Source organism: Gimibacter soli, assembly GCF_028463845.1.
Taxonomy (GTDB): domain Bacteria; phylum Pseudomonadota; class Alphaproteobacteria; order Sphingomonadales; family Kordiimonadaceae; genus Gimibacter; species Gimibacter soli.
The window spans coordinates 1,205,726-1,226,772 of record NZ_CP116805.1 but is presented as its reverse complement, the minus strand read 5'-3'; the positions used below and the strand labels follow the sequence as shown (position 1 = coordinate 1,226,772).

The window sequence follows — 21,047 nt, the reverse complement described above, 5'->3', positions numbered from 1 at the left end:
GTGCCCGGAAAGCAATCCCCCCGCGCGTTCCGGGCCTCGGAGGCGACCGGCGCGGACCTAGTTGCATGCAAGGGGATACCTGCAACGCCGGTCCGCACCGGCCACGAGACGGCAAGGGGAAGCCGTCTATCTGGTTAACCCTGACGGTCATCGCCCTCGTCCGTGGTCTGCCATCCGGCGCCCAGCGCCAGATAAACACCCACATACCGAGCCGCCATCGCGGCCTGGCTTTCAGCAAGCGAGGCTTCTGCAGCCAGCTGCCGGCTTTCGGCATCCAGCACGTCGATAAAGTCGTCAGCCCCAGCGTCATAGCGGGTTCTGGCGATCGACGCCGCCTCGCGGGCACGGGCTGCGGCATCCCTCAGCGCCTCGAAACGGACCCGCTCGCGGCCATAGGCCGACAGGCTGGTCTGTGTTTCCTCGAGCGCCTCAAGGACCGTCTTCTCATAGGTCGCAAACGCCGCATCGGTGTTGGCATCAGCAACCTTGATCGAAGCACGGACCCGCGGGATATCGAAACCCGACCACGTCAGAGATGGGCCTGCGGCGAAGGCAAAACTACCCCCCTCACCGACATTTGAAAAAGCCGTGGCGGTGGTCGAAACCGTGCCCGTCAGGCTGATCCGCGGGAAATAGTCGGCTTTCGCCACACCGATTCGCGCCGTGGCAGCCGCAAGCGAGCGTTCCGCTGCCCTGACATCGGCCCGGCGTTTCAGGAGGCTCGCCGTATCGCCGATGGCAAGGGCAGCGGGCGGGGTCGGCAACTTGCCGTCCGCAGCCAGAAGGGTGCGTACTTCGCTGACAGGGGCACCGATCAGGGTGGCCAGACGGTTTTCAGCCGCCACACGGGCTGCCTGCAGCGGCGGGATCAGCGCTTCGGTCGTTTTCGCCTGTGCCTGCGCACGGGCAACATCGAGCCGGGAGCCGACACCTTCTTCAAGCCGCGTCTCGGTGAGCGAACGGGTCTCGTTCTGCACCTCGAGGTTCCGTTCGGCCACGTGCAAGCGGGTAATCGCCCCTTGATAGTCGATATAGGCACCAACCGTTTCAGCGGCGACAAGCGCTTCGGCGTCTCGCCGCAGATAAGTGGCGGCAGCAGCTTCAGCGGCAGCTGCCTGGGTCAGGCGGCGGACACGGCCGAAGAAATCAAGCTCCCACCCGGCGCTGAGGCCTGCGGCATAAAGATTGGTGTCCGGCAGATCCAGCCCGCGGGCGGTGACATTGTCATAGCGGTTGCGGCTGTAGCCCGCTGTCACCTCGCCGGTCGGGCGCTGGTTGACGCGTTCAAGCGACAGAAGAGCGCGTGAGGCTTCCACCCGGGCCGCCGCGACCCGGAGGTCGCGGTTGCCTTCGAAGGCCCGCTCGACAAGGGTATTGAGCACCGGATCGTCAAGCGTGGTCCACCAGGTGGCGGCAGGTTCGGTGGCCACAGGCACGGCGCCGTCATCGATTTCAATCGCGTGGGCCGTGTAGCTGTCGGTGGCCGGGGCCGTGTAGTCCGGCCCCACGCTCATGCAGGCGGCAAGGGTCAGGGCCGATACCGAGGCAAGAACGATATTGCTGATTGCTTTTTTCATGGTTCCACTCCTCAGGCTTCGCCGTGCGGCGTTGCCGGGGTCTGGTCTTCACGCTTGCCGATCAGGGCGCTGACTTTTTCGCCAAGCGCACTTGTCAGCACATAGAAGGCCGGGGTGAACAGGAGGCCGAAGGCCGTGACGCCGAGCATGCCGAAGAAGACGGCAGTACCAAGCGACTGGCGCATCTCGTAGCCGGCGCCCGAGGCAATCATCAGCGGCACGACGCCGAGGATGAAGGCAAAGGACGTCATCACGATGGGGCGCAGGCGCAGCTTGGCGGCCTCGATGGCAGCTTCGGTGCGGCTGAGGCCGGCATCTTCCCGCTGGCGGGCAAACTCCACGATCAGGATCGCGTTCTTGGCGGCAAGGCCGATGAGGACGACGAAACCGATCTGCACAAGGATGTTCACATCCATGCCCCGCATCAGGATGCCGGTGATGGACGCGAGCAGCGACATCGGCACGATCAGGATCACCGAAAGCGGCAACGTCAGGCTTTCATACTGGGCAGCCAGCAGAAGGAAGACGAAGACCACAGCGAGACCGAAGGCGATGATCTCGGTGCCCTGTGCCAGACGCTGCTGGAACGAAAGCTCGGTCCATTCAAAGCCAAAACCGGGTGAGAGCGTACTGCCGGCAAGGCTTTCCACCGTATCGAGCGTCTGGCCGGTCGAGAAGCCGGGGGTGATATCCCCCTGCAGTTCGGCGGCCGGGAACAGGTTGTAGCGTGCCACACGGTTGGGGCCGGTCATCGTATCGAAGGTGACGACGGAACCGAGCGGCACCATGTCGCCGTTCGCGTTACGGGTCCGGAGACGGGCGATATCTTCCGGCGTCTTGCGGAATTCGTCCTCTGCCTGCGCGGTCACCCGGAAGGTGCGGCCGAAGGCGTTGAAGTCGTTCACATAGGCCGAACCCAGATAGACTTCGAGCGTCTCGAATACATCCTCAAGGCTGACACCCATCTGTTCCGCCTTCACGCGGTCGATATCGGTGAAAAGCTGCGGAGTCGAGGCATTGAAGATGGTGAAGACGGCGGTTGCTTCCGGGGATGCGTTGGCAGCACCGGCCAGCTTCCAGGTTTCACCGGCAAGGGCGGCATAGCCCTGGCCCGAACGGTCTTGCACGAAGCCCTTGAAACCACCGGCGTTACCGATACCGCGCACCGGCGGCGGCGGGACGACGAGTACGAAGGCATCCTGACGGGCGCCGAAGGTCTGGCGCAGGTCGTTCAGAACGCGGTTCACGTCATAGCCCTCGTTCACCCGCTTGCCGATATCTTCCATGGTGAAGAAGACAGCTGCAGCGTTCGAGGCCGTGGTGAAGGTGGCGCCGTCAAAGCCGGCAAAGGCTGCTGCGTGGGCGATCCGCGGGTGGGCAAGGCCCTGCTTGATCACATCATCCATTACAGCCTCGGTGCGCGAAAGCGACGAGCCAGGCGGCAGCTGGATGACGGTGATCACATAGTTCTGGTCAACCGCCGGGATAAAGCCCTTGGGTGCAGTGCTGAATTCGAACCCGGCAAGCGCCACGAGGCCACCATAAACCACGAGAACCATGGCCGACAGGCGGATCGATTTGCGCACGAGCGACGAATAGCCGTTCGATGCCTTGTTGAAGCCCGCTTCGAATTTTTCGAAGAAAACATGCAGCGGCTTTTCCCAGGCTTTCAGTTCGGATGCGGCCTTGCGCGGCTTCAGCAGAAGCGCCGACAAGGCAGGCGACAGGGTAAGCGAGATACCCGCCGACAGGATCGTGGCGGACGCCACGGTCACGGCGAACTGGCGGTAAAACTCGCCCGAGATACCGTCAAGGAAGGCGGTCGGGATGAACACGGCCGACAGCACAAGCGCAATCGAGATCAGGGCACCGCCCACTTCATCCATTGTGGCGAAGGCGGCGTCGCGCGCTGTGAGGCCCTCATGGATTTTACGTTCCACGTTTTCCACCACCACGATGGCGTCATCGACCACGATACCGATCGACAGCACAAGGCCGAAGAGCGACAGGGTGTTGAGCGAGAAGCCCAGCGCCTGCATCACCGCGAACGTACCGATGAGCGAAATCGGGATGGCGACAATCGGGATGATCGAGGCACGGAAGCTTTGCAGGAAGATGAACACGACGATGGACACGAGGATCGCGGCTTCGAAGATGGTTTTCACCACTTCATCGATCGATTCCGACACGAAGCTCGTCGGATTCCAGATCACGTCATAGGACAGGCCCTCAGGGAAGGTCTGAGACATTTCCTGCATGGTATCAAGGACACGATTGGCGGTATCCAGCGCGTTCGAACCGGGTTGCTGGTTGAACAGCATGGCAAGCGCCGGCTTGCCGTCGAGCTTTGCGTTCGTCGTATATTCACGCGCACCAAGTTCGACGCGGGCAACATCACGCACACGGACCTGACGGCCATTTGCTTCGGTCTTGACGATCACTTCCTCGAACTGGGCCGGGTCCTGCAGTCGGCCGAGCGTCTGGATATTCACCTCGAACGCGCCTTGCTCGTTGGTCGGCGGGGCATCAAGGATACCACCCGAAACTTCAACGTTCTGGGCACGCAGCGCACGCACGATATCGCCGCCCGTCAGGCCAAGCGCGGCCGCTCGGTTAGGGTCGATCCACACGCGCATTGCATATTCGCGCAGGCCGAACATCTGGATCTGGCCAACGCCTTCGATCCGCTGCAGACGGTCACGCAGCTGCAGGCGGGCATAGTTCGAAATATAAAGCTGGTCGCGGCTGTCATCGGGCGAATAAAGGTGCACCACAAGGAGCGCATCGGGGCTTGCCTTGATGGTGGAGATGCCAAGACGGCGAACCTGTTCCGGCAGGCGGGGCTCGGCGAGCGCCACGCGGTTCTGCACCAGAACCTGCGCGATATCGAGGTCCGTACCGGGCTGGAAGGTCACCGTGATGGTGGCCGCACCGTTGCCGGTGGAGTTGGACGAGATATAGAGCATCCCTTCCACACCGTTGATTTCTTCCTCGATAGGGGCAGCCACGGTTTCAGCCACGGTGGCGGCCGAAGCGCCGGGATAGGTTGCCATCACCTGCACGGTGGGCGGCGCGATATCAGGATATTGCGAAACGGGCATCGACGAGAAGCCGAGAGCCCCGACGATCATCACGAGCGTCCAGATAACGACCGCAAAGATCGGTCGGTTGATAAAAAAGTGGGCGAGCCTCATGTTGGCCTCCGTCCTCATTCGGTTTCAAAACGGCCAGCCGGACCCTATCGCGCCGGACGGGGATGGTCCGGAGCGCCTCACGGCTGACGTTGGAATTCAGTTAAGGGAACGGCCCGGACCTGGGGGGATGGGGGGAAGAAGTCCGGGCCGTCCGCTCTCTTAGCGACCGATTGCCGCCAATTGTTGATTATCCTCGCTGGTCGCGAACTCGGGTTCTACCGGTGCGCTTGCAAACAGGAACTGGGAGCCGCCAACGATCAGGCGGTCGTCACCATCAAGGCCGGTGCGGACAAGCCGCATGCCTTCGATGACCGGCCCCAGTTCAACCACACGGCGTTCCGCCGTATTGTTACCCGCCGCCACCCAGACGAATTTCTCGTTCTGGTCGGTCTGCACGGCGGTGTCGGGGATCAGCACGCCCGCTGCGTTCGTGGCATGCTGCAGTTTCAGGCGGCCATACATGCCGGGTGCCAGAACCCCATCGGGGTTCGGGAAGGTGGCACGGCCGCGCATGGTGCCGGTCGACGGATCAAGCTGGTTGTCAAGGAAGGTCAGGCGACCTTCATGGACATAATTGTCTTCATCCATCAGCTTGCCGAACACCGGCTTCGGGTTGTCGCGCATGTCGACACCGTTCGCGTCACCTGCACCCCGTACATATTTCAGGTAATCGGCTTCGCTGGCCGTGAACTCGAAATAGATGGGATCAAGCGAGACGACGGTGGTGAGAAGCGTACCGCCCTGCGAACCGCCGGCAATCAGGTTGCCTTCCGATACGAAATTGTCGCTGATGCGGCCGGTGATCGGGGCACGAACCTCGGTAAACTCGAGATTCAGTGCAGCCTGATCGACACGGGCCTTGGCAGCGGCAACGGCCGCATCAGCCTGGCGCAGTGCACGACCCCGACGATCCGCTTCCTCGCGGCTCAGGGCTTCACGCTCCAGGAGGCGTTGACCACGCTCATATTCCGCCTTGGCGTTCGCGAGAACGGCGTCGGCGCTCGTCAGGTCGGCTTTCGCCGCATCAAGCTCAGCCTGGAAGGGGCGCTGGTCGATACGGAACAGAAGGTCGCCTTTCTTGACGATCTGGCCATCTTCGAAACCGATGTCCTCAAGATAGCCCGAAACACGGGCGCGGACTTCGACGCTTTCGATGGCCCGGAACTGGCCGCTATGCTCGTCCCACTCGCTGACGGGCTTCACAAGCGGATGAGCCACCGTCACCGGGGTTGCTGCCGGGGCAGCCACTTCGGCCGGTGCATCCGCACGGGTCGAAGCCAGCTGCGTAGCGGCAAGGGGAACGGCGATCATCGCGGCGGCGATGGCGAAGGTGGATGGTCTGATACGGCCGTAACGTCTGCTGCGTTTGAACATGATGGGTTGTCCTCGTTGTCGTTTTCTGTTGGTAGTCACCGGCCCTTTTGAGCCTGCGGGGAATTGGGGCGCGCCAAGACTCACCTTGACGAGCAGCGATAACATGTGGCTATCTGATAACGATTTCTAATCGTATATCGTTATGTTTCGATAACTATAGGTTATCACAATGGTCGAGCTGAGGTTATGGCGTGCGCTGGTGGCAGTGGCGGAGGAATTGAACTTCCGCCGCGCAGCTGACCGGCTGAACATCAGCCAGCCGGCGCTTACCAAGCAAATTCAGGAACTTGAGGCCCGCCTCGGCGTTGCCCTCTTCCACCGGGAAGCGCGCGGCGTGGCGCCAACCGATGCCACCCGCAATTACCTGCCTGCCGTCCGCACGCTGCTGGAAGAAGCGCAGGCGCTGGAGGCAAAATTCAATTCCGGCGACCCATCGACCAAGATCAATGTCAGGATCGGTGCGCTTGAGTTTATCGCCAAGCGCCACCTGCCTGTCCTGATGCAAAGCGTGCGCGAAACCTTCCCGAGCGCGCGGATATCGATGATCGCGATGAATACGTTTGAGACTGCCGCTGCCACTGCTGACGGCAAGATCGACCTTGGCGTGGCGCGTTCGCCGGTGACCGAGCCCAGCCTGATCGCCCGCCCGTTCCAGCGCGGCCAGTGGGTGGTCCTCGTTCGCGCCGACCACAAGCTTGCCGCCAAGGCCAAGGTGACTGTAGCGGACCTCGCCGACGATCCGCTTATCATCTTTTCAAGACGGCTGAATCCCGGCCTTTATGATGACCTGATCGGTGCTATCACCCGCGGCGGCCGCGCGCCGGAGGTGGCCTATCAGGCACAGGATCCAACCATTGGCGTGGAGCTGGCGCTCAGTGGCGTCGGCCACTTCCTCAGCGTTTCCTATATTCTGGATGACTTGCCCGAAGGACTGATCGCGCGGAAGGTGGAAGGCGTGGGGCTTGATGCCCATCTCGATCTTGTGTGGCGGCGCGATCATATGTCGCCGGTGCTGCGCCACCTGATCGACCTTTTATCAAGCTCCGTCGCGACCGATAACTGAAAGCTATCAGGTGGTTTTGAGCGCGAGCTTCAGGGCTTCGCTGAACTCGGGCTGCACTTCGCGGGGGCGCAGGGCTTCCCGGCAGCAGGAACAGGTGAGCACGGGTTCAGCCGTATGGCCGCAGGACTTGTGGTGGAACCGCACCGGCGGCCCGTCCTCGCCCGCATAATAGGTGTCGCCCCAATGCACGAGGCTGAGGATGACGGGATAGAGGTCCAGCCCCTTCTGTGTCAGCCGGTATTCGTGACGTAGCGGCCGTTCCTGATATGGCACTTTTTCCAGCACACCCGCATCCACAAGACCCGCAAGCCTTTCCTGCAGCACCCGCCGGGCGATGCCGAGCTGCGCCTGAAAATCATCGAACCGCCGCACCCGAAGGAAAGCGTCGCGCAGGATCATCAGTGTCCAGCGATCGCCGAGAACGGCGAGCGACCGGGCAAGCGAGCAATGCTGATCTGAGAGTTCATTCCATTTCATGATGCTCTTTTTGCATTGACTCAGTCTTAAATCAAGATTTATCAGTCTTAAAAGTGAACTTATGAAACGGGAGGGTTTCGTGGATCAGCGCAATGCCAGTGTGGCCGTGATCGGTGCGGGCAATTTTATCGGCGCCGCTATCGCCAAGCGTTTTGCCGCCGGGGGCTATCATGTCCATGGAGGGCGCCGCACCGGCGACAAGCTCGCCGTGCTTACCGACGAGATCACCGCTGCGGGCGGGCGCTTCACCCCCCACACGCTCGACGCCCGCGAAGGCGATCAGGTCGCGGCGTTTCTGGATGCGGCGGACGCCAGCGCACCCCTTGAGGCGGTCATCTTCAACGTGGGCGCCAATGTGAATTTCCCGATCCTTGAGACCACCGACCGGGTTTTCCGCAAGGTGTGGGAAATGGCCTGCTTCGCGGGCTTCCTGAGCGGCCGGGAAGCCGCCCGCCGCCTGCTGGTACATGGGCGCGGCTCGATCTTCTTCACCGGGGCCACGGCGTCCGTGCGGGGCGGCAAGGGATATGCAGCATTTGCTTCCGCCAAGGCCGGCCTGCGGCTCCTTGCCCAATCGATGGCGCGGGAGCTGGGGCCGCAGAATATCCATGTCGCCCATCTGGTGATCGATGCGGGCGTCGATACGGCCTTCGTGCGCGAGCGGATCGCCGCCATGAAAGGCGCCGAAGTCGCCGCCAACCTGCCCCCCGATATACTGATGAACCCCGAAAGCATCGCCGAAACTTACTGGCAACTGCACCAGCAGCCGCGCGACGCCTGGACCCATGAACTTGATCTCCGCCCCTACGGCGAAACATGGTGAGCAACATGAAAAACGAAGCCATCTTCTATTTCGACTTCGGCAGCCCCAACGCCTATATGGCCTACCGCGTGCTGCCGGGCCTTGAGAAGCGCACGGGCGTGAGTTTCCGACCAGTGCCTTTGCTGCTTGGCGGGCTTTTCAAGATGACCGGCAACCAGTCCCCCTTCATGGCCTATGCGAATGTCCCGCATAAGATGGCCTACGAACGGCTGGAAATGGAACGCTTCCTGAAACGGCACGGCCTTTCCGCCTTCCGCATGAACCCGCATTTTCCGGTGAATACGCTGGCCATCATGCGGGGCGCTGTGGCGGCCAAAGCCGAAGGCATCCTTGCCCCCTATATGGAAGCCATGTTCCACTATATGTGGGAAGACCCCCGCAAGCTTGATGACCCCGCCATACTCGCTGCCACACTGGCTGAAGCCGGCCTACCAACTGATGCACTGATGGCACGCGCACAGGAACCCGCCATCAAGGAAGGCCTGATGGCCAACACACAAGCCGCTTACGACCATGGCGCCTTCGGCATCCCGAGCTTTGTCGTGAACGGTGATCTTTACTTCGGCAAGGACAGGCTGGACCTGATCGAAAGGGTCCTCACGACACCTGCCCCGTGATCTTCCCGGCAGCCTGACCGATGCCGACGGCCCCGGATTCCGGGGCCGTTTTCTTTTTCAATCACTCGATTAAATCATTCGATTGATTTATTGCGTGATTGTGGTACGACTCACCCCCGAGACACGCCAAGGAGAGTCGCATGCCCCGCCCCGCCGCCAACACCAAGCCCGATCAGGTCGACGCGAAAGAACGCCTGCTGATGGCGGGCGTGAAAGTGTTCGGCGAGCATGGCTACGAGGGCACCTCCACCCGCGCGCTTGCCAACGAGGCAGGCGTCAATATTTCGGCCATCGCCTATTACTACAACGGCAAGGAAGGCCTTTACCGCGCCATTCTCGAAAGCATCGGCACCATGGCCCGCAGCGTGATGAGCGGCTTTACCGATGAGGTGGAAGCACGGTTCAAGGCGGGCGACATGACTGACGAGAAAGCCACAGCCCTTCTCCATAATGTCATGTCGAATTTCGCACGCTTCCTGCTCAGCGAGCGGGCGTCGCCCTACATCGCCCGCATCCTGATCCGCGAGCAACTGGACCCCACCCCGAATTTCGATTTTCTCTATGAGGGCTCAATGCGCCCCATGCACGAAACCCTTACCCGGCTTGTGGCTTTCCTTGTGAAGGCCGACCCCGCCGACGAGCGGGCGATCCTGTGCGCCCATTCGCTACTCGGGCAGGCCGTTATCTTCAAAACACATAAGGCGACGGCGCTCCGCCGGCTGCAATGGCAGGACTATGGTGCGCAGGAAGCCGCCACCATCGTTGCCATGATCCTGCAGCAGACGGACGCGATCATCGCCATGACACGCGAGGCTCTGAAATGAAAAAACGTCACGACAGAAACGAGGCAACAATAAAAAAGCGGACAAGCCTACTGGTCGTCATGACCGCCGTGTTGGCCGGGTGCGAGCCCGCCGACACGGCCCTTCATGGCTATGTGGAAGGTGAATATGTCCGCCTTGCCGCCACAACCGGCGGCCTGCTGGAAACCCTTTCGGTTTCGCGCGGGGATCAGGTTGCCGTTGGCGCCCCGCTTTTCTCGCTGGACCTGACCGACCTCACCGCCGCGCGCGCGGCAGCGGCGGCCGATCTCGCCCGCGCCGAGGCCGAATATGCCGACCTCACCAAGGGGGCGCGGCCTGAAGAGCTTGATATCACCCGCCGCCAGCGCGATCAGGTGAAGGCAAATCTTGTGAATGCCGAAAAGGAATTCGTGCGCCTGAAGCCCTTGGTCCCCACCGGTGCCGCCAGCCAGTCATCCCTTGATGCCGCCGAGGCCCGCCTGATCAGTACCCGCGCGCAACTGAAGGAACTGGACGCCAAGCTGACAGCCGATCAGCTGGGTGCCCGCAGCGACCGGATCGAAGCCGCCCGTGCATCGGTCGACCGCGCAGTGCAGGCCCTTGCCCGCATCGACAAGCAACTGACAGATGCCACCCCAAAAGCACCGGCGGGTGCGATGGTCGAGGACACCTATTTCCGCCCCGGCGAGTATGTTGCCGCCGGCCAGCCGGTTGTCAGCCTGCTGCCGCCCGAAAATGTGAAGGTGCGCTTCTATGTACCGCAGGCCCTGCTGCCAAAGCTGCCGATGGGCCACCATATCAGCGTCGGTTGTGACGGCTGCAACGGGACGATTGACGCCACCATTTCCTATATCTCGTCCGAGGCCGAATATACGCCGCCCGTGATCTACAGCGTGGAATCGCGCGACAAGCTTGTCTTCCTCGTTGAGGCCAAGCCCACCTCGCCAAGCCCTGCCCTGCGCCCCGGCCTGCCGGTGGATGTGACGCTGGAGCAGGAATGATGACCTCAGCCCCGGATAATGTGATCGACGTCCGAGGCCTCACCAAATCCTTCGGTGGGCGCAAGGTCGTCGATGGTTTCGATGTGCAGGTGCCGCGTGGCCGTATCTATGGCTTCCTCGGCCCTAACGGCAGCGGCAAAACAACCACCCTCCGCATGATCTGCGGACTCCTCACCCCCGACGCCGGCGAAGGCACCTGCCTTGGTTTCGATATCGTCGGGGAAGCCGCCGAGGTGAAACGCCGCATCGGTTACATGACCCAGAAATTCAGCTTCTGGGAAGACCTCAGCATCCGCGAAAACCTCGAGTTCGTGGCCGACCTTTACGGCCTTGATCGCCGCAAGGAACGGGTCGATACAGCACTTCAAAACCTCAATCTCGTGGACCGGCAAAAGCAGCTGGCCGGGCAGCTTTCGGGCGGCTGGAAACAGCGGCTGGCGCTGGCTGCTTGCATCCTGCACGAACCGGAACTGTTGCTGCTGGATGAGCCCACCGCAGGCGTGGACCCGAAGGCCCGCCGCGAATTCTGGGATGAAATCCACCGACTGGCCGCAGAAGGCCTGACCGTGCTTGTCTCCACCCATTATATGGACGAGGCCGAGCGCTGCCACGCCATCATCTATATGTCCTATGGTCGCCTTGTCACGCAGGGCACCGTGAAAGATGTGATACGGGGCGCCGGGCTTTCCACCTGGGTGGTGCGCGGGCAGAACCTGATGCCGCTTGCCAAGGAACTGGAAGCCGAAAAGGCCGTCAAAACGGTCGCGCCCTTCGGCGATAATCTGCATGTCAGCGGCACCGACAAGGCGGCGCTTGAAGCCGCCCTCAAGCCCTATTTCAGCCGCGAAGGCCTTAGCTGGCATGAAGCCGAGCCCTCGTTCGAGGATATCTTCATCCGCTACATGGCAGACGCGCAGGATAACTTCAAAGGCGCTGAGAATGGCACGCCGGGAGACGCGGCATGACAAACGGTCTTTTCTCCTTCCGCCGCGCACGGGCGATCCTCGCCAAGGAATTCATCCAGCTGAAGCGCGATACCGTAACGCTCCGCATGATCGTGATGATCCCGATCATGCAGTTGCTGCTGTTCGGCTACGCGCTGAACACCGACCCCAAGCATCTGCCAACGGCGGTGATATCGCAGGACAGCAGCCCCATCGCCCGCGCCTTTGTGGCGGGCCTCAAGAACACCGACTATTTCTCCATCGACCATGAGCCGCGCTCGGAAGCCGAAGCGAAGGAAATGCTGCAACGGGGCGACGTGCTGTTTGTCGTCTCGATCCCTCCGAATTTCGAGCGTGACCTGCTGCGCGGCGAGAAACCGAAACTGCTGATCGAAGCCGACGCCAGCGACCCGGTTGCCACCTCGGGCGCGCTATCGGCTGCCAACGGCATGATGGACCGGGTCTTGAAGGAGGAACTGAAAGGCACGCTCGCCCCCTTGCGCCCCGCAAAGCCGCCCGTCGAGCTGCGCCTGCACCGAGCCTATAACCCCGAAGGCTTCACTCGTTACAATATCGTGCCGGGGCTGATTGCCATCATCCTGACGATGACCGGCATCATGATGACGGCCCTTGCCATCACGCGGGAACGCGAGCGCGGCACGATGGAAAACCTGCTGGCGATGCCGGTGCGCCCCCTGGAAGTCATGGTCGGCAAGATCACGCCTTATGTGGTGATCGGCTTTGTGCAGGCCGCGATCATCGTGGCTGTGGCGTGGGCGCTCTTCCAGGTGCCGGTTGTCGGCAGCCTGTGGCTTCTGGCTGCCGCGCTTATCATCTTCATCACCTGCAACATGGCCATCGGTTTCACGCTATCGGCGGCGGCGGAAAACCAGACGCAGGCCATCCAGATGTCGATGATGGTGACCCTGCCCTCGATCATGCTGTCGGGCTTCCTGTTCCCCTTCCGGGGTATGCCCGAATGGGCGCAGGTGATCGGCAACATCATGCCGGCCACCCACTTCATCAATATCTCGCGCGGGATTCTGTTGAAAGGCAGCGGCATGGCCGAGATATGGCCGCATGTCTGGCCGCTTCTCGTATTCATGGCAGCGATCACGCTCATTGCCATGAAACGCTACCGCCGCACGCTCGATTAGGGGCGGCCAAGGGCGAGACTCAGGCCTCGCCCGCCACGGCCTCACCCGTGCGCCGGGTTTCGCGCCGGAAGAAATAAAGCGCGATCAGGATACCGACCATCGGCACCAGCGAGAAATAGAAGGCCGTCTGCCCGCCAAAGGCACCGAACACGCGCCCCGTGATCAGCGACCCTGTGGTGCCGCCAAGCGCCGAGAAGATGACGATCAGCCCGGTCATCGCCGCATGCTGGTGGCGGGGCAGTGCGGACAGAACCACCGAATTGATGGCCGGATAGATGGGCGCCATAAACAGCCCGATCAGCGGGAAGATATAGGCCGCCGGCGGTGCCGTCAGCCAGGTGATGTTGGCGTCAGCGATCACCCCATGCGTCAGCGGCAGCACCAGAAGCACCAGCACGCCCATCGCCACAAGGCAGCAATTCAGGACAGGATACCAGTCAAACCGCGCAAGCACTGCCCCTGCCGACAAGCGCCCGATGGCCAGCGTGCCCGAGAAGATGATCCCGGCCTCGATCGCCATATCGGTCGGCAGATGCAGGATTTCCTTGTTGAAGGTAGGGAGCCACGTGCCGATGCCCTGCTCGATCAGCACATAGAGGAAAGCTGAAATCACAAAGACATAGGCCACAGGCCGCACCACAAGCCGCAGCATGCCGACAAAATCGTCGCCGAGTGTCCGGCCCGCGTTTTCGAGCTTGCTGCCGCTTTCATCATAGGGCGTGAAGAAAAGGACCACGATGGTGATGGCGGCAAGGCCGGCAAGCAGCCAGTAGACATTCAGCCATTCCTGCGACTTCGGATCGTCGACCGAAACGAATTGGGCAAAAATCCAGTAGCCCATCAGCACGCCGATCATGAACATGCCCTCCAGCGTGTTCATGGTGCTTGCATGCTCTTTCGCGTCATCGGTGATCAGCCCGACAGTCGCATAGACCGACACCTTCACAAGCGCGAAGGACGCGCCCACGCACAGGAACAACAGCTTGGTCGTCAGGAAGGCCGGCACCAGCGGCATGGCAATACAGGCGCCGGTGACGATGGCAAGTCCCAGCATCATCGCGCGGCGGAAGCCAAGCCGCGGCAGGAACGAGGCGACGAGAAGTGACACAACAGCAATGGGCAGATCCTTGAAGGCCTCGAGGATCGCGGCATCAACGTGCCGCAAATCATAGTTGCCCATGACCTGCAGAATGACCGTCCCGACGCTGTTCAAGAGCATGGCGAAAACCACATAGATCAGGAACAGCGCAAACTTGATGCGCCAGTTATGCATATAGCCTCCCTTTCGGCGGCCTTGGCCACCCGTCTCCCGGCATCGATCATATCGGCATTGCAATCGATTGCAAGAACGATATGATAGGGGCCGATTCCATTGCCATGCGGGAGGGAGAGTTCGCGTGCAACCAGCCGGCAAAAAGGCGACGGGCAGTGTTCCGCCGTCCGATCCTTGGTTCATCCGTGAAGAACGGTTCGACGCAGCAGGCCTTGCCGTGCAGGAATCGCTTTTTGCGCTGGCCGGCGGCTATCTTGGCACCCGTGGCACTTTCGAGGAACCGGTGGCCCCGGACATCAAATCCATCGAAGGCACGTACCTGAACGGCGTCTATTTCCGCGAACCCATCCATTATGATGAAGGCGCGTTCGGCTTCGCCACCCACAATAACAAGATGGTGCTGGTGCCGAATGGCAAAGCCATCAATCTTTCCGCCTGCGGCGAAAGCTTCGTGCATGGCACCAGCGAGGCGACTGATTTCAGCCGCAGCCTTGACCTGCGCAGCGGGCGGCTTTCGCGGACCACGCGTTGGAAACTGACGGGCGGTCGCAGCTTCGATATCCGCACCGAGCGGCTCGTCAGCCTCACCCGGCGCGGGCTGATGGCGATCACCTACAGCGTCACCTCGTTCGACTATGACGGCGCCGTCACGCTGACCTCCACGCTTGATGCGGCCTATGGCGGCACCGACCGGGCCGGCGACCCGCGCGCCGGGCAGCTTTCGATCACCGACTGCCTGACCCCTATGGATTCAGGCACGGACACAGACGGCAGCTTCTTCCTGCACCGGATCAAGGATAGCGATACACTCGTCGCCACTGCCGCCTGCCATATGGTTGAAGGAGCGGACGCCACCATAACGCCTGCCGCCACACCGCATGTGGAAGGCCAAAGGTTCGACCTGCATCTGGCCCCGGGCCAGACCGTCACCCTGACCAAATTTGTGCAATATGACCATGGGCCGCTGGCGGAGGCCGAGGCACTTGATACCCGCACGCGCAACGCGCTCGCCGCCGCTGCAAGGGACGGCTTCGACAAACTCGCCGTCGAGCAGGAAGCCGAGCTTGCCACCTTCTGGGCGGACGCCGGTATCGAGATCAATGGCGCGCCGGACCTTGCCGAGGCGCTGCGCTTCAATATGTTCCACCTCTATCAGTCGGCGGGCCGCAATGGCATGAGCAGCATTGCCGCCAAGGGGCTGACCGGCCACGGTTATGACGGGCATTATTTCTGGGATTCGGAAATCTATGTCGTGCCCTTCTTCACCGCGACGCGACCGGCGATTGCGCGGGCGATGCTCGAATACCGTTACCGCCATCTGGATCAGGCGCGGGCACGGGCGCGCACCATGGCGCACAAACGCGGCGCCCTGTTCCCCTGGCGCACCATCGGCGGCGAGGAATGCTCGTCCTATTTCCCGGCTGGCACCGCGCAGTATCACATCAATGCCGCCATCGCATACGCGACGATCCAGTATATCGAGGTAACGGGCGACATGGATTTTGCCGCCGGAATGGGCGCCGAACTGCTGATCGAGACCGCCCGGCTTTGGCTGGAGGCCGGTCATTTCTCGGCCCACGACGGTGGCCGTTTCTGCATCCATGAAGTGACGGGCCCGGATGAATATTCGGCGATGGCCGACAATAACTTCTACACAAACGCCATGGCCCGCCATCATCTGGAAGGTGCCGTGCGGATCATGGGGCGGCTGGCGAAAGACGCGCCTGACGCCTACGCCACACTTGCTGACCGCCTGAGTTTCGCCAGCGAGGAGCTTGGCGAATGGTCGGAAGCGGCCGCGAAAATGAACCTGCCCTATGACATGAAGCTCGGCATCCATGCGCAGGACGACACGTTCCTCAATCGCCCCGTCTGGGATTTTGACGGCACACCGGCAGACAAATATCCGCTGCTACTCAACTTCCATCCGTTGACCATTTACCGTCATCAGGTGCTGAAGCAGGCCGATGTGGTGCTGGCCATGGTGCTTCTGTCCGACCGCTTCACGATGGAAGAAAAGCGCCGCAACCTTGCCTATTATGAACCCATCACCACGCACGATTCCACGCTGTCGACCTGCATCTATGCGGTCGCGAACGCGGAGCTCGGCAACCGTGACGCGGCCTACAAGCTTTTCATGGAAACCTGCCGGATGGATCTCGATAACCTGCATGGCAACACGCATTACGGCGTGCACGCTGCCTGCATGGCCGGGTCATGGATGGGCGTCGCCAATGGCTTCGCCGGCCTCCGGTTCGAGCGTGGCACACCCGCCTTCCGCCCGGGCCTGCCTTCAGACTGGCAGGACTATCGCTTCGCACTTCGCGCCCGCGGCTGCGGCCTTGCGGTTTCAGTGGCCACTGCCGGCACGACCTACGAACTGACCGACGGCGAAAGCCTTACCCTGCGCCATTATGGCAAGGACCACACCATCATGGCGGGCCAGCCCCTGACCCTGCCGAACGCCTGAAGACACATGACCTACCGCGCCTGCATATTCGATCTTGATGGTGTCATCACCGATACCGCCCACTATCATTTCCTCGCCTGGAAAGCGCTGGCCGATGGCCTTGGCATTCCCTTCAACGAGGATGACAATCACCACCTGAAAGGGGTGGGCCGGATGGAATCGCTCGATTTCATCCTCGCGCGGTCAGATCGCACCTTCGATGCCGCCACGCGGGGCCGGCTGGCAACCGAGAAGAACGACCATTACAAGACGCTCATCAAGGGCATAAGCCCGGCTGACCTGCTGCCGGGCATCCTCGAGGCCTTCGACTGGCTGGACGCGCGCGGCATCCGCATCGGGCTTGCCTCCGCCAGCAAGAATGCCCCTGAGGTGATCACCGGGCTCGGCATCGCCGGCCGTTTCCATTATGTGGCGGACGCAGGCGCCATCCCGCGCGGCAAGCCTGCACCCGATATCTTCCTTGATGTTGCCAATGCATTTGGGTTTGCGCCTGAGGACGCTATCGGGGTCGAGGATGCGGCAGCGGGCGTCACCGCCATCAAGGCTGCCGGCATGCGTGCCATCGGCATCGGGGACGCATCGATCCTGAAGGAAGCTGATCTGGTGCTGCCGGATACATCAGCGCTGGCCGCAAACGGCCTCGCGGTACTTGCCGCTCAGGCCTGACCGCAGGACTGGCGGATCACCAGTTCCACCGGAATGACCGAATGGCCGACCTCCTCGCCTTTCATCAGCGCGAGGAGATTGCGGACAAGAAGCCGCCCGCCTTCATGCACATCCTGCCGCACGGTCGTGATACCGGGAATGCTGTAGGCTGCACCCGGAATATCATCGAACCCGACAACGGCGATATCATCCGGCACCCGCACCCCGGCCTCCGACAGGCGCTTGATCACGCCAAGCGCGATATTATCGCTGACACAAAAGATGGCGTCGCAGTTCAAGTTTCCGCCCAGCACCGCCTTGTCGGTTTTCTCGTAGCCGTAGGAGCGTGAAAATTCGGTGGCGATCACCAGTGCTTCATCAAATGGCAGGCCGGCTTCCGCCAACGCTTCCTTGTAGCCGATGAAGCGGTCTTCCATTTCGGGATGGCGAATATCGCCAAGGAAAGCGATCCGGCGGCGGCCATTGCGGATCAAAAGCTTCGTCGCCTCATATCCGCCCGAACGGTTATCGCTGCCGACCGTGACATAGTCATGCCCCGGCACTTCCGAACCCCATACGATGAAGGGCGTCCTGCTGCGGGCAAGGCTATCGAGCCGCGGATCGTTCCGCCCCTGCCCGATCACGATGAGCCCATCAGCGCGTTTCGATTCGACGAAAAAGGCACTGAGGTCAGTCATGTTTTGAGGGTTGGTGGAAAGTAGCAGGTCATAGCCCATATGGGCTGCCTCGTCGGCAATGCTGCCAAGCAGCGCCATCAGGAAGGCATCCGAAAGTTCATGGCCCCACTCGCGGTCCACCAGCAGCACAACGGCCAGCGTCTTGGTCGTCTTCAGGCGGAAGTTACGCGCGGCGGCATTCACCCGGTAATTATTCTCGCGGGCGATTTCCTGCACGCGCTGGCGGGTCTGCTCGTTGATCAGCGGGCTATCCTTCAGGGCGCGCGAAACCGTCGCCTCGGAAACCCCCGCCAGAAGCGCAATATCAGCCATCGTCAATGTCTTGGCCCCACTCATACCTTAGTCATACAAGCCGAGCCCTGCCTCTGTCGAGGGGGAAAGCCCAGTCTTTGCAATCGATTGAAATAGCACTTGCAATCGATTGCAAAGAGGCGTAGCTCTAGTTTCGGACAGCGATGCCCGCGCGTTTCGCCTTTGAGGGAAGGCATGCGGACACTCACTGCGAGGGAAAACAATTGGCACGGGAGGGCCATGCAAATGCGCTCAGTCACAACTACATCCATTTCCACGCTTGCCTTGCTCACGGCACTGGCCGCGGCACCGGCATATGCACAGGACGCAGATGCAGCTGCTGCTGGCGGCGAAAGCGACAATCTGCTTGAAGAAATCGTCGTCCTTGGCACGCCCGGCGGCGCCGGCGTCAAGAAGCAGGACGCGAGCTTCGCCATCACCACGATGAATGACGAGGCGATCAGCCTTGCCGGCACCAAAAGCACCGCCGAACTCTTCACGCTCGTTCCGGGCGTGTGGGCGGAAAGCTCGGGCGGCGTGGCCGGCGCCAACATCGACGTGCGCGGCCTGCCCGGCGGAGGCGACGCCCCGTTTGTCACCATGTCGATCAACGGCGCGCCGATCTATGGCACCGAGATGCTCTCCTTCTTCGAGCAAAGCTCGATCTTCCGCGTTGACGAAACCATCGCCTCGGCCGAAGCCCTGCGCGGCGGCCCGAACGCCGTCTTCTCGAACGGCGAACCGGGCGTGACGCTGAACTTCAACCTGAAAAAGGGTGGCGAGGAAACCGAAGGCCGCGTGAAATACACGACCTCGGATTATGGCCTCAACCGCGTTGATGCCGTCATTTCCGGCCCGATTGCTGACCGCCTTTACTATATGGTCGGCGGCTATATCCAGAGCTCCGAAGGCATCCGCAACGCCGAATTCAACTCGGAAAAGGGCAAGCAGATCACGGCCCAGCTGACCAAGGTTTTCGATAACGGCGAGATCAATCTCTTCACCCGCATCACCGATGACCATGGCCAGTGGTATCTGCCGATGGCGCTGAACTCCGGCAACGACCTGGGCGATTTCTCGCAGCTTGGCAACGCCACGCGCTTCCGCGAACTGCAGATCAACGGGAACGGTGACCGCGAGACGTTCGACTTTGCCGACGGCCGCGGCTGGGACGGCAGCGTGACCGGCCTGAATGCCGATTTCGACCTCGGCGATGGCTGGCGCGTGCGCGATAACATGTCCTACACCAAGGGCAATGCCGACACCTATGGCCTTGTGCCCGATGGCGGCGCGATCCAGGTGCAGGATCTGGCAGCCGGCACCGCCACCACGCTTGGCGGTCAGGTCCTCGCCGGCACCGAATATGTCCAGAACTATGGCCACTGGGTTGTGCAGAAGGACCTCGAATCCTTCACCAACGACCTCAGCCTGAACAAGATGGTCGGCGATCATGACTTCACGGTCGGCTATTACAAGGCCACCTGGTCGTCCGACGATTTCTGGACCATCGGCAACTTCACCCCGCTGCATAACGTGCAAAATGGTGACTTCCTTGATGCCAACACCACCTGCGCCGATCTTGCCGCCGGTGGCTCCAATTCGGGCTGCTGGGCTTACGGGATCGAATCCGCCGGTGACGCCACCGCTGACGCGCTTTACATCGCGGACAGCTGGCAGGTAACGCCGGACCTGCGTTTCGACGTAGGCCTGCGCCGTGAATGGCTGGATATCGACTATATCCTCGACAGCGGCCCGGGCTATCCCGATGGCACCCGCGACATGGCGGTGAGCCTGAAGGACAAGGCATGGTCCTACACCGGTGCTGTAAACTACGACATCAACAACGACCTCGGCGTCTTTGCGCGTTATTCGAAGGGCTCGCTTTTCCCGCACTTCGATGACGTCCGCGAAAACAACCTCAACATCAACGGCGTGAAGCAGCTTGAAGGCGGCGTGAAATACTCGGGCGAGAATTTCGGTCTCTTCGGTACCGTCTTCTACAACAAGAACGACAGCTTCTCGGCCACCGTTGGCGCCGATATCCCGAACGCTGCCTTCAAGACACGGTCGGTGGGTATCGAGCTTGACGGCCACTATACCTACGATGCCTTCAACGTCTCCTTCATCGGGACACTGCAGGACGCCAAAATCACCGACAGCACCACGGCAGCCGACGTTGACAACACCGTCCTGCGTCAGCCGAAATGGCAGCTGCGCATGGCCCCGAGCTACGATATCGAGTTCGGCAACGCGACGGCGACCCTTTACGGCGCCGTCCAGCTGGTCGGCGACCGTTGGGGCGACAATGCCAACACCAACAAGCTTGAAGGCTACGAGAAGATCGATGCCGGTGTCCTTGTGACGCTTGAAAATGGCCTCTTCTTCCAGGTCCATGCCGACAACCTGACGAACAGCCACGGCCTGACCGAGAGCGACCCGCGGACTGCCGCTGCCCCAAACGGCCGCGCAATCCTCGCCCGCTCGGTGAAGTTCAGCGTCGGCATCGACTTCTGATCATAAAGGCCGGGGGCGGGCTAACCCTCCTGCCCGCCCCCAACCATATCCGACTTGGATTGGGCCCCTCGGCGCTGCGACGGATCTCCAGTCGCAGCGCTTTTTTTATGGCCGGGGCCAGAAGCG

At 61.5% G+C, this 21,047-nt stretch carries 16 protein-coding genes; 10 read left to right on the top strand and 6 right to left on the bottom strand.

Annotated elements, in window-relative coordinates; genetic code table 11:
• Positions 1–134: 134 nt before the first annotated feature.
• The 3 genes from PH603_RS05850 to PH603_RS05840 all read right to left on the bottom strand — a co-directional run bounded on the left by PH603_RS05850 (position 135) and on the right by PH603_RS05840 (position 6,145).
• Positions 135–1,577 carry an efflux transporter outer membrane subunit gene (locus tag PH603_RS05850; protein WP_289505070.1) on the bottom strand — a complete coding sequence of 481 codons (1,443 nt, stop codon included), beginning with the start codon at positions 1,575–1,577 and terminating at the stop codon, positions 135–137.
• Positions 1,578–1,588: 11 nt separating this feature from the next.
• Positions 1,589–4,771, bottom strand: a complete 3,183-nt coding sequence (locus PH603_RS05845; RefSeq protein ID WP_289505068.1) for an efflux RND transporter permease subunit — start codon at positions 4,769–4,771, stop codon at positions 1,589–1,591.
• Between the two features lie 159 nt (positions 4,772–4,930).
• Positions 4,931–6,145 (bottom strand): efflux RND transporter periplasmic adaptor subunit, encoded by a 1,215-nt coding sequence (locus PH603_RS05840; protein ID WP_289505067.1) that lies wholly within the window; start codon positions 6,143–6,145, stop codon positions 4,931–4,933.
• A 169-nt stretch (positions 6,146–6,314) separates the two neighbouring features.
• Between PH603_RS05840 and PH603_RS05835 the strand changes: the two genes are divergently transcribed.
• Positions 6,315–7,208 (top strand): LysR family transcriptional regulator, encoded by an 894-nt coding sequence (locus tag PH603_RS05835; protein ID WP_289505065.1) that lies wholly within the window; start codon positions 6,315–6,317, stop codon positions 7,206–7,208.
• 6 nt (positions 7,209–7,214) lie between these two features.
• Here PH603_RS05835 and PH603_RS05830 read toward each other — a convergent pair whose 3' ends face one another.
• Positions 7,215–7,685, bottom strand: a complete 471-nt coding sequence (locus PH603_RS05830; RefSeq protein WP_289505064.1) for a winged helix-turn-helix transcriptional regulator — start codon at positions 7,683–7,685, stop codon at positions 7,215–7,217.
• A gap of 79 nt (positions 7,686–7,764) precedes the next feature.
• On the opposite strand from PH603_RS05830, the gene PH603_RS05825 reads away from it, so the two are divergent.
• From PH603_RS05825 to PH603_RS05800, 6 genes are all read left to right on the top strand, one after another.
• The gene (locus PH603_RS05825; protein ID WP_289505063.1) at positions 7,765–8,508 is read left to right on the top strand and encodes an SDR family NAD(P)-dependent oxidoreductase; all 744 of its coding nucleotides are present in this window, start codon (positions 7,765–7,767) and stop codon (positions 8,506–8,508) included.
• Between the two features lie 5 nt (positions 8,509–8,513).
• A complete protein-coding gene (locus tag PH603_RS05820; RefSeq protein WP_289505061.1) occupies positions 8,514–9,125 on the top strand; it encodes a 2-hydroxychromene-2-carboxylate isomerase in 612 nt (203 codons plus the stop codon).
• 140 nt (positions 9,126–9,265) lie between these two features.
• A complete protein-coding gene (locus PH603_RS05815) occupies positions 9,266–9,949 on the top strand; it encodes a CerR family C-terminal domain-containing protein (protein ID WP_289505060.1) in 684 nt (227 codons plus the stop codon).
• A gap of 59 nt (positions 9,950–10,008) precedes the next feature.
• Positions 10,009–10,929: an HlyD family secretion protein gene (locus PH603_RS05810; protein WP_289505059.1), complete on the top strand. Its 921-nt coding sequence runs from the start codon at positions 10,009–10,011 to the stop codon at positions 10,927–10,929.
• Positions 10,929–11,894, top strand: coding sequence for an ABC transporter ATP-binding protein (locus PH603_RS05805; RefSeq protein ID WP_353507385.1), 966 nt, complete (start codon positions 10,929–10,931; stop codon positions 11,892–11,894). The genes PH603_RS05810 and PH603_RS05805 overlap by 1 nt, the downstream gene beginning before the upstream one ends.
• The gene (locus PH603_RS05800; protein WP_289505056.1) at positions 11,891–13,030 is read left to right on the top strand and encodes an ABC transporter permease; all 1,140 of its coding nucleotides are present in this window, start codon (positions 11,891–11,893) and stop codon (positions 13,028–13,030) included. The genes PH603_RS05805 and PH603_RS05800 overlap by 4 nt, the downstream gene beginning before the upstream one ends.
• A 19-nt stretch (positions 13,031–13,049) precedes the next feature.
• Here PH603_RS05800 and PH603_RS05795 read toward each other — a convergent pair whose 3' ends face one another.
• Positions 13,050–14,303 carry an MFS transporter gene (locus tag PH603_RS05795; protein WP_289505055.1) on the bottom strand — a complete coding sequence of 418 codons (1,254 nt, stop codon included), beginning with the start codon at positions 14,301–14,303 and terminating at the stop codon, positions 13,050–13,052.
• Between the two features lie 124 nt (positions 14,304–14,427).
• Between PH603_RS05795 and PH603_RS05790 the strand changes: the two genes are divergently transcribed.
• Positions 14,428–16,773, top strand: coding sequence for a glycoside hydrolase family 65 protein (locus tag PH603_RS05790; protein ID WP_289505054.1), 2,346 nt, complete (start codon positions 14,428–14,430; stop codon positions 16,771–16,773).
• Positions 16,774–16,779: 6 nt separating this feature from the next.
• Complete coding sequence (pgmB, locus tag PH603_RS05785) at positions 16,780–17,439, top strand: beta-phosphoglucomutase (protein ID WP_289505053.1); 660 nt, start codon at positions 16,780–16,782, stop codon at positions 17,437–17,439.
• On the opposite strand, the gene PH603_RS05780 is transcribed toward pgmB, so the two are convergent.
• Positions 17,430–18,428 carry a LacI family DNA-binding transcriptional regulator gene (locus tag PH603_RS05780; RefSeq protein WP_289505052.1) on the bottom strand — a complete coding sequence of 333 codons (999 nt, stop codon included), beginning with the start codon at positions 18,426–18,428 and terminating at the stop codon, positions 17,430–17,432. The two genes, pgmB and PH603_RS05780, sit on opposite strands and share 10 nt — an antisense overlap.
• A gap of 225 nt (positions 18,429–18,653) precedes the next feature.
• Here PH603_RS05780 and PH603_RS05775 point away from each other — a divergent pair, with 225 nt between their 5' ends.
• Positions 18,654–20,921 carry a TonB-dependent receptor gene (locus tag PH603_RS05775; RefSeq protein WP_289505051.1) on the top strand — a complete coding sequence of 756 codons (2,268 nt, stop codon included), beginning with the start codon at positions 18,654–18,656 and terminating at the stop codon, positions 20,919–20,921.
• Positions 20,922–21,047: the final 126 nt, after the last annotated feature.

Coding starts and splice junctions, on each gene's coding strand:
- PH603_RS05805 (WP_353507385.1), top strand. CDS start 10,929: ATGACCTCAGCCCCGGATAATGTGATCGACGTCCGAGGCCTCACCAAA.
- PH603_RS05815 (WP_289505060.1), top strand. CDS start 9,266: ATGCCCCGCCCCGCCGCCAACACCAAGCCCGATCAGGTCGACGCGAAA.
- PH603_RS05845 (WP_289505068.1), bottom strand. CDS start 4,771: ATGAGGCTCGCCCACTTTTTTATCAACCGACCGATCTTTGCGGTCGTT.
- PH603_RS05800 (WP_289505056.1), top strand. CDS start 11,891: ATGACAAACGGTCTTTTCTCCTTCCGCCGCGCACGGGCGATCCTCGCC.
- PH603_RS05795 (WP_289505055.1), bottom strand. CDS start 14,303: ATGCATAACTGGCGCATCAAGTTTGCGCTGTTCCTGATCTATGTGGTT.
- PH603_RS05780 (WP_289505052.1), bottom strand. CDS start 18,428: ATGGCTGATATTGCGCTTCTGGCGGGGGTTTCCGAGGCGACGGTTTCG.
- pgmB (WP_289505053.1), top strand. CDS start 16,780: ATGACCTACCGCGCCTGCATATTCGATCTTGATGGTGTCATCACCGAT.
- PH603_RS05850 (WP_289505070.1), bottom strand. CDS start 1,577: ATGAAAAAAGCAATCAGCAATATCGTTCTTGCCTCGGTATCGGCCCTG.
- PH603_RS05840 (WP_289505067.1), bottom strand. CDS start 6,145: ATGTTCAAACGCAGCAGACGTTACGGCCGTATCAGACCATCCACCTTC.
- PH603_RS05820 (WP_289505061.1), top strand. CDS start 8,514: ATGAAAAACGAAGCCATCTTCTATTTCGACTTCGGCAGCCCCAACGCC.
- PH603_RS05775 (WP_289505051.1), top strand. CDS start 18,654: ATGCGCTCAGTCACAACTACATCCATTTCCACGCTTGCCTTGCTCACG.
- PH603_RS05810 (WP_289505059.1), top strand. CDS start 10,009: ATGACCGCCGTGTTGGCCGGGTGCGAGCCCGCCGACACGGCCCTTCAT.
- PH603_RS05835 (WP_289505065.1), top strand. CDS start 6,315: ATGGTCGAGCTGAGGTTATGGCGTGCGCTGGTGGCAGTGGCGGAGGAA.
- PH603_RS05830 (WP_289505064.1), bottom strand. CDS start 7,685: ATGAAATGGAATGAACTCTCAGATCAGCATTGCTCGCTTGCCCGGTCG.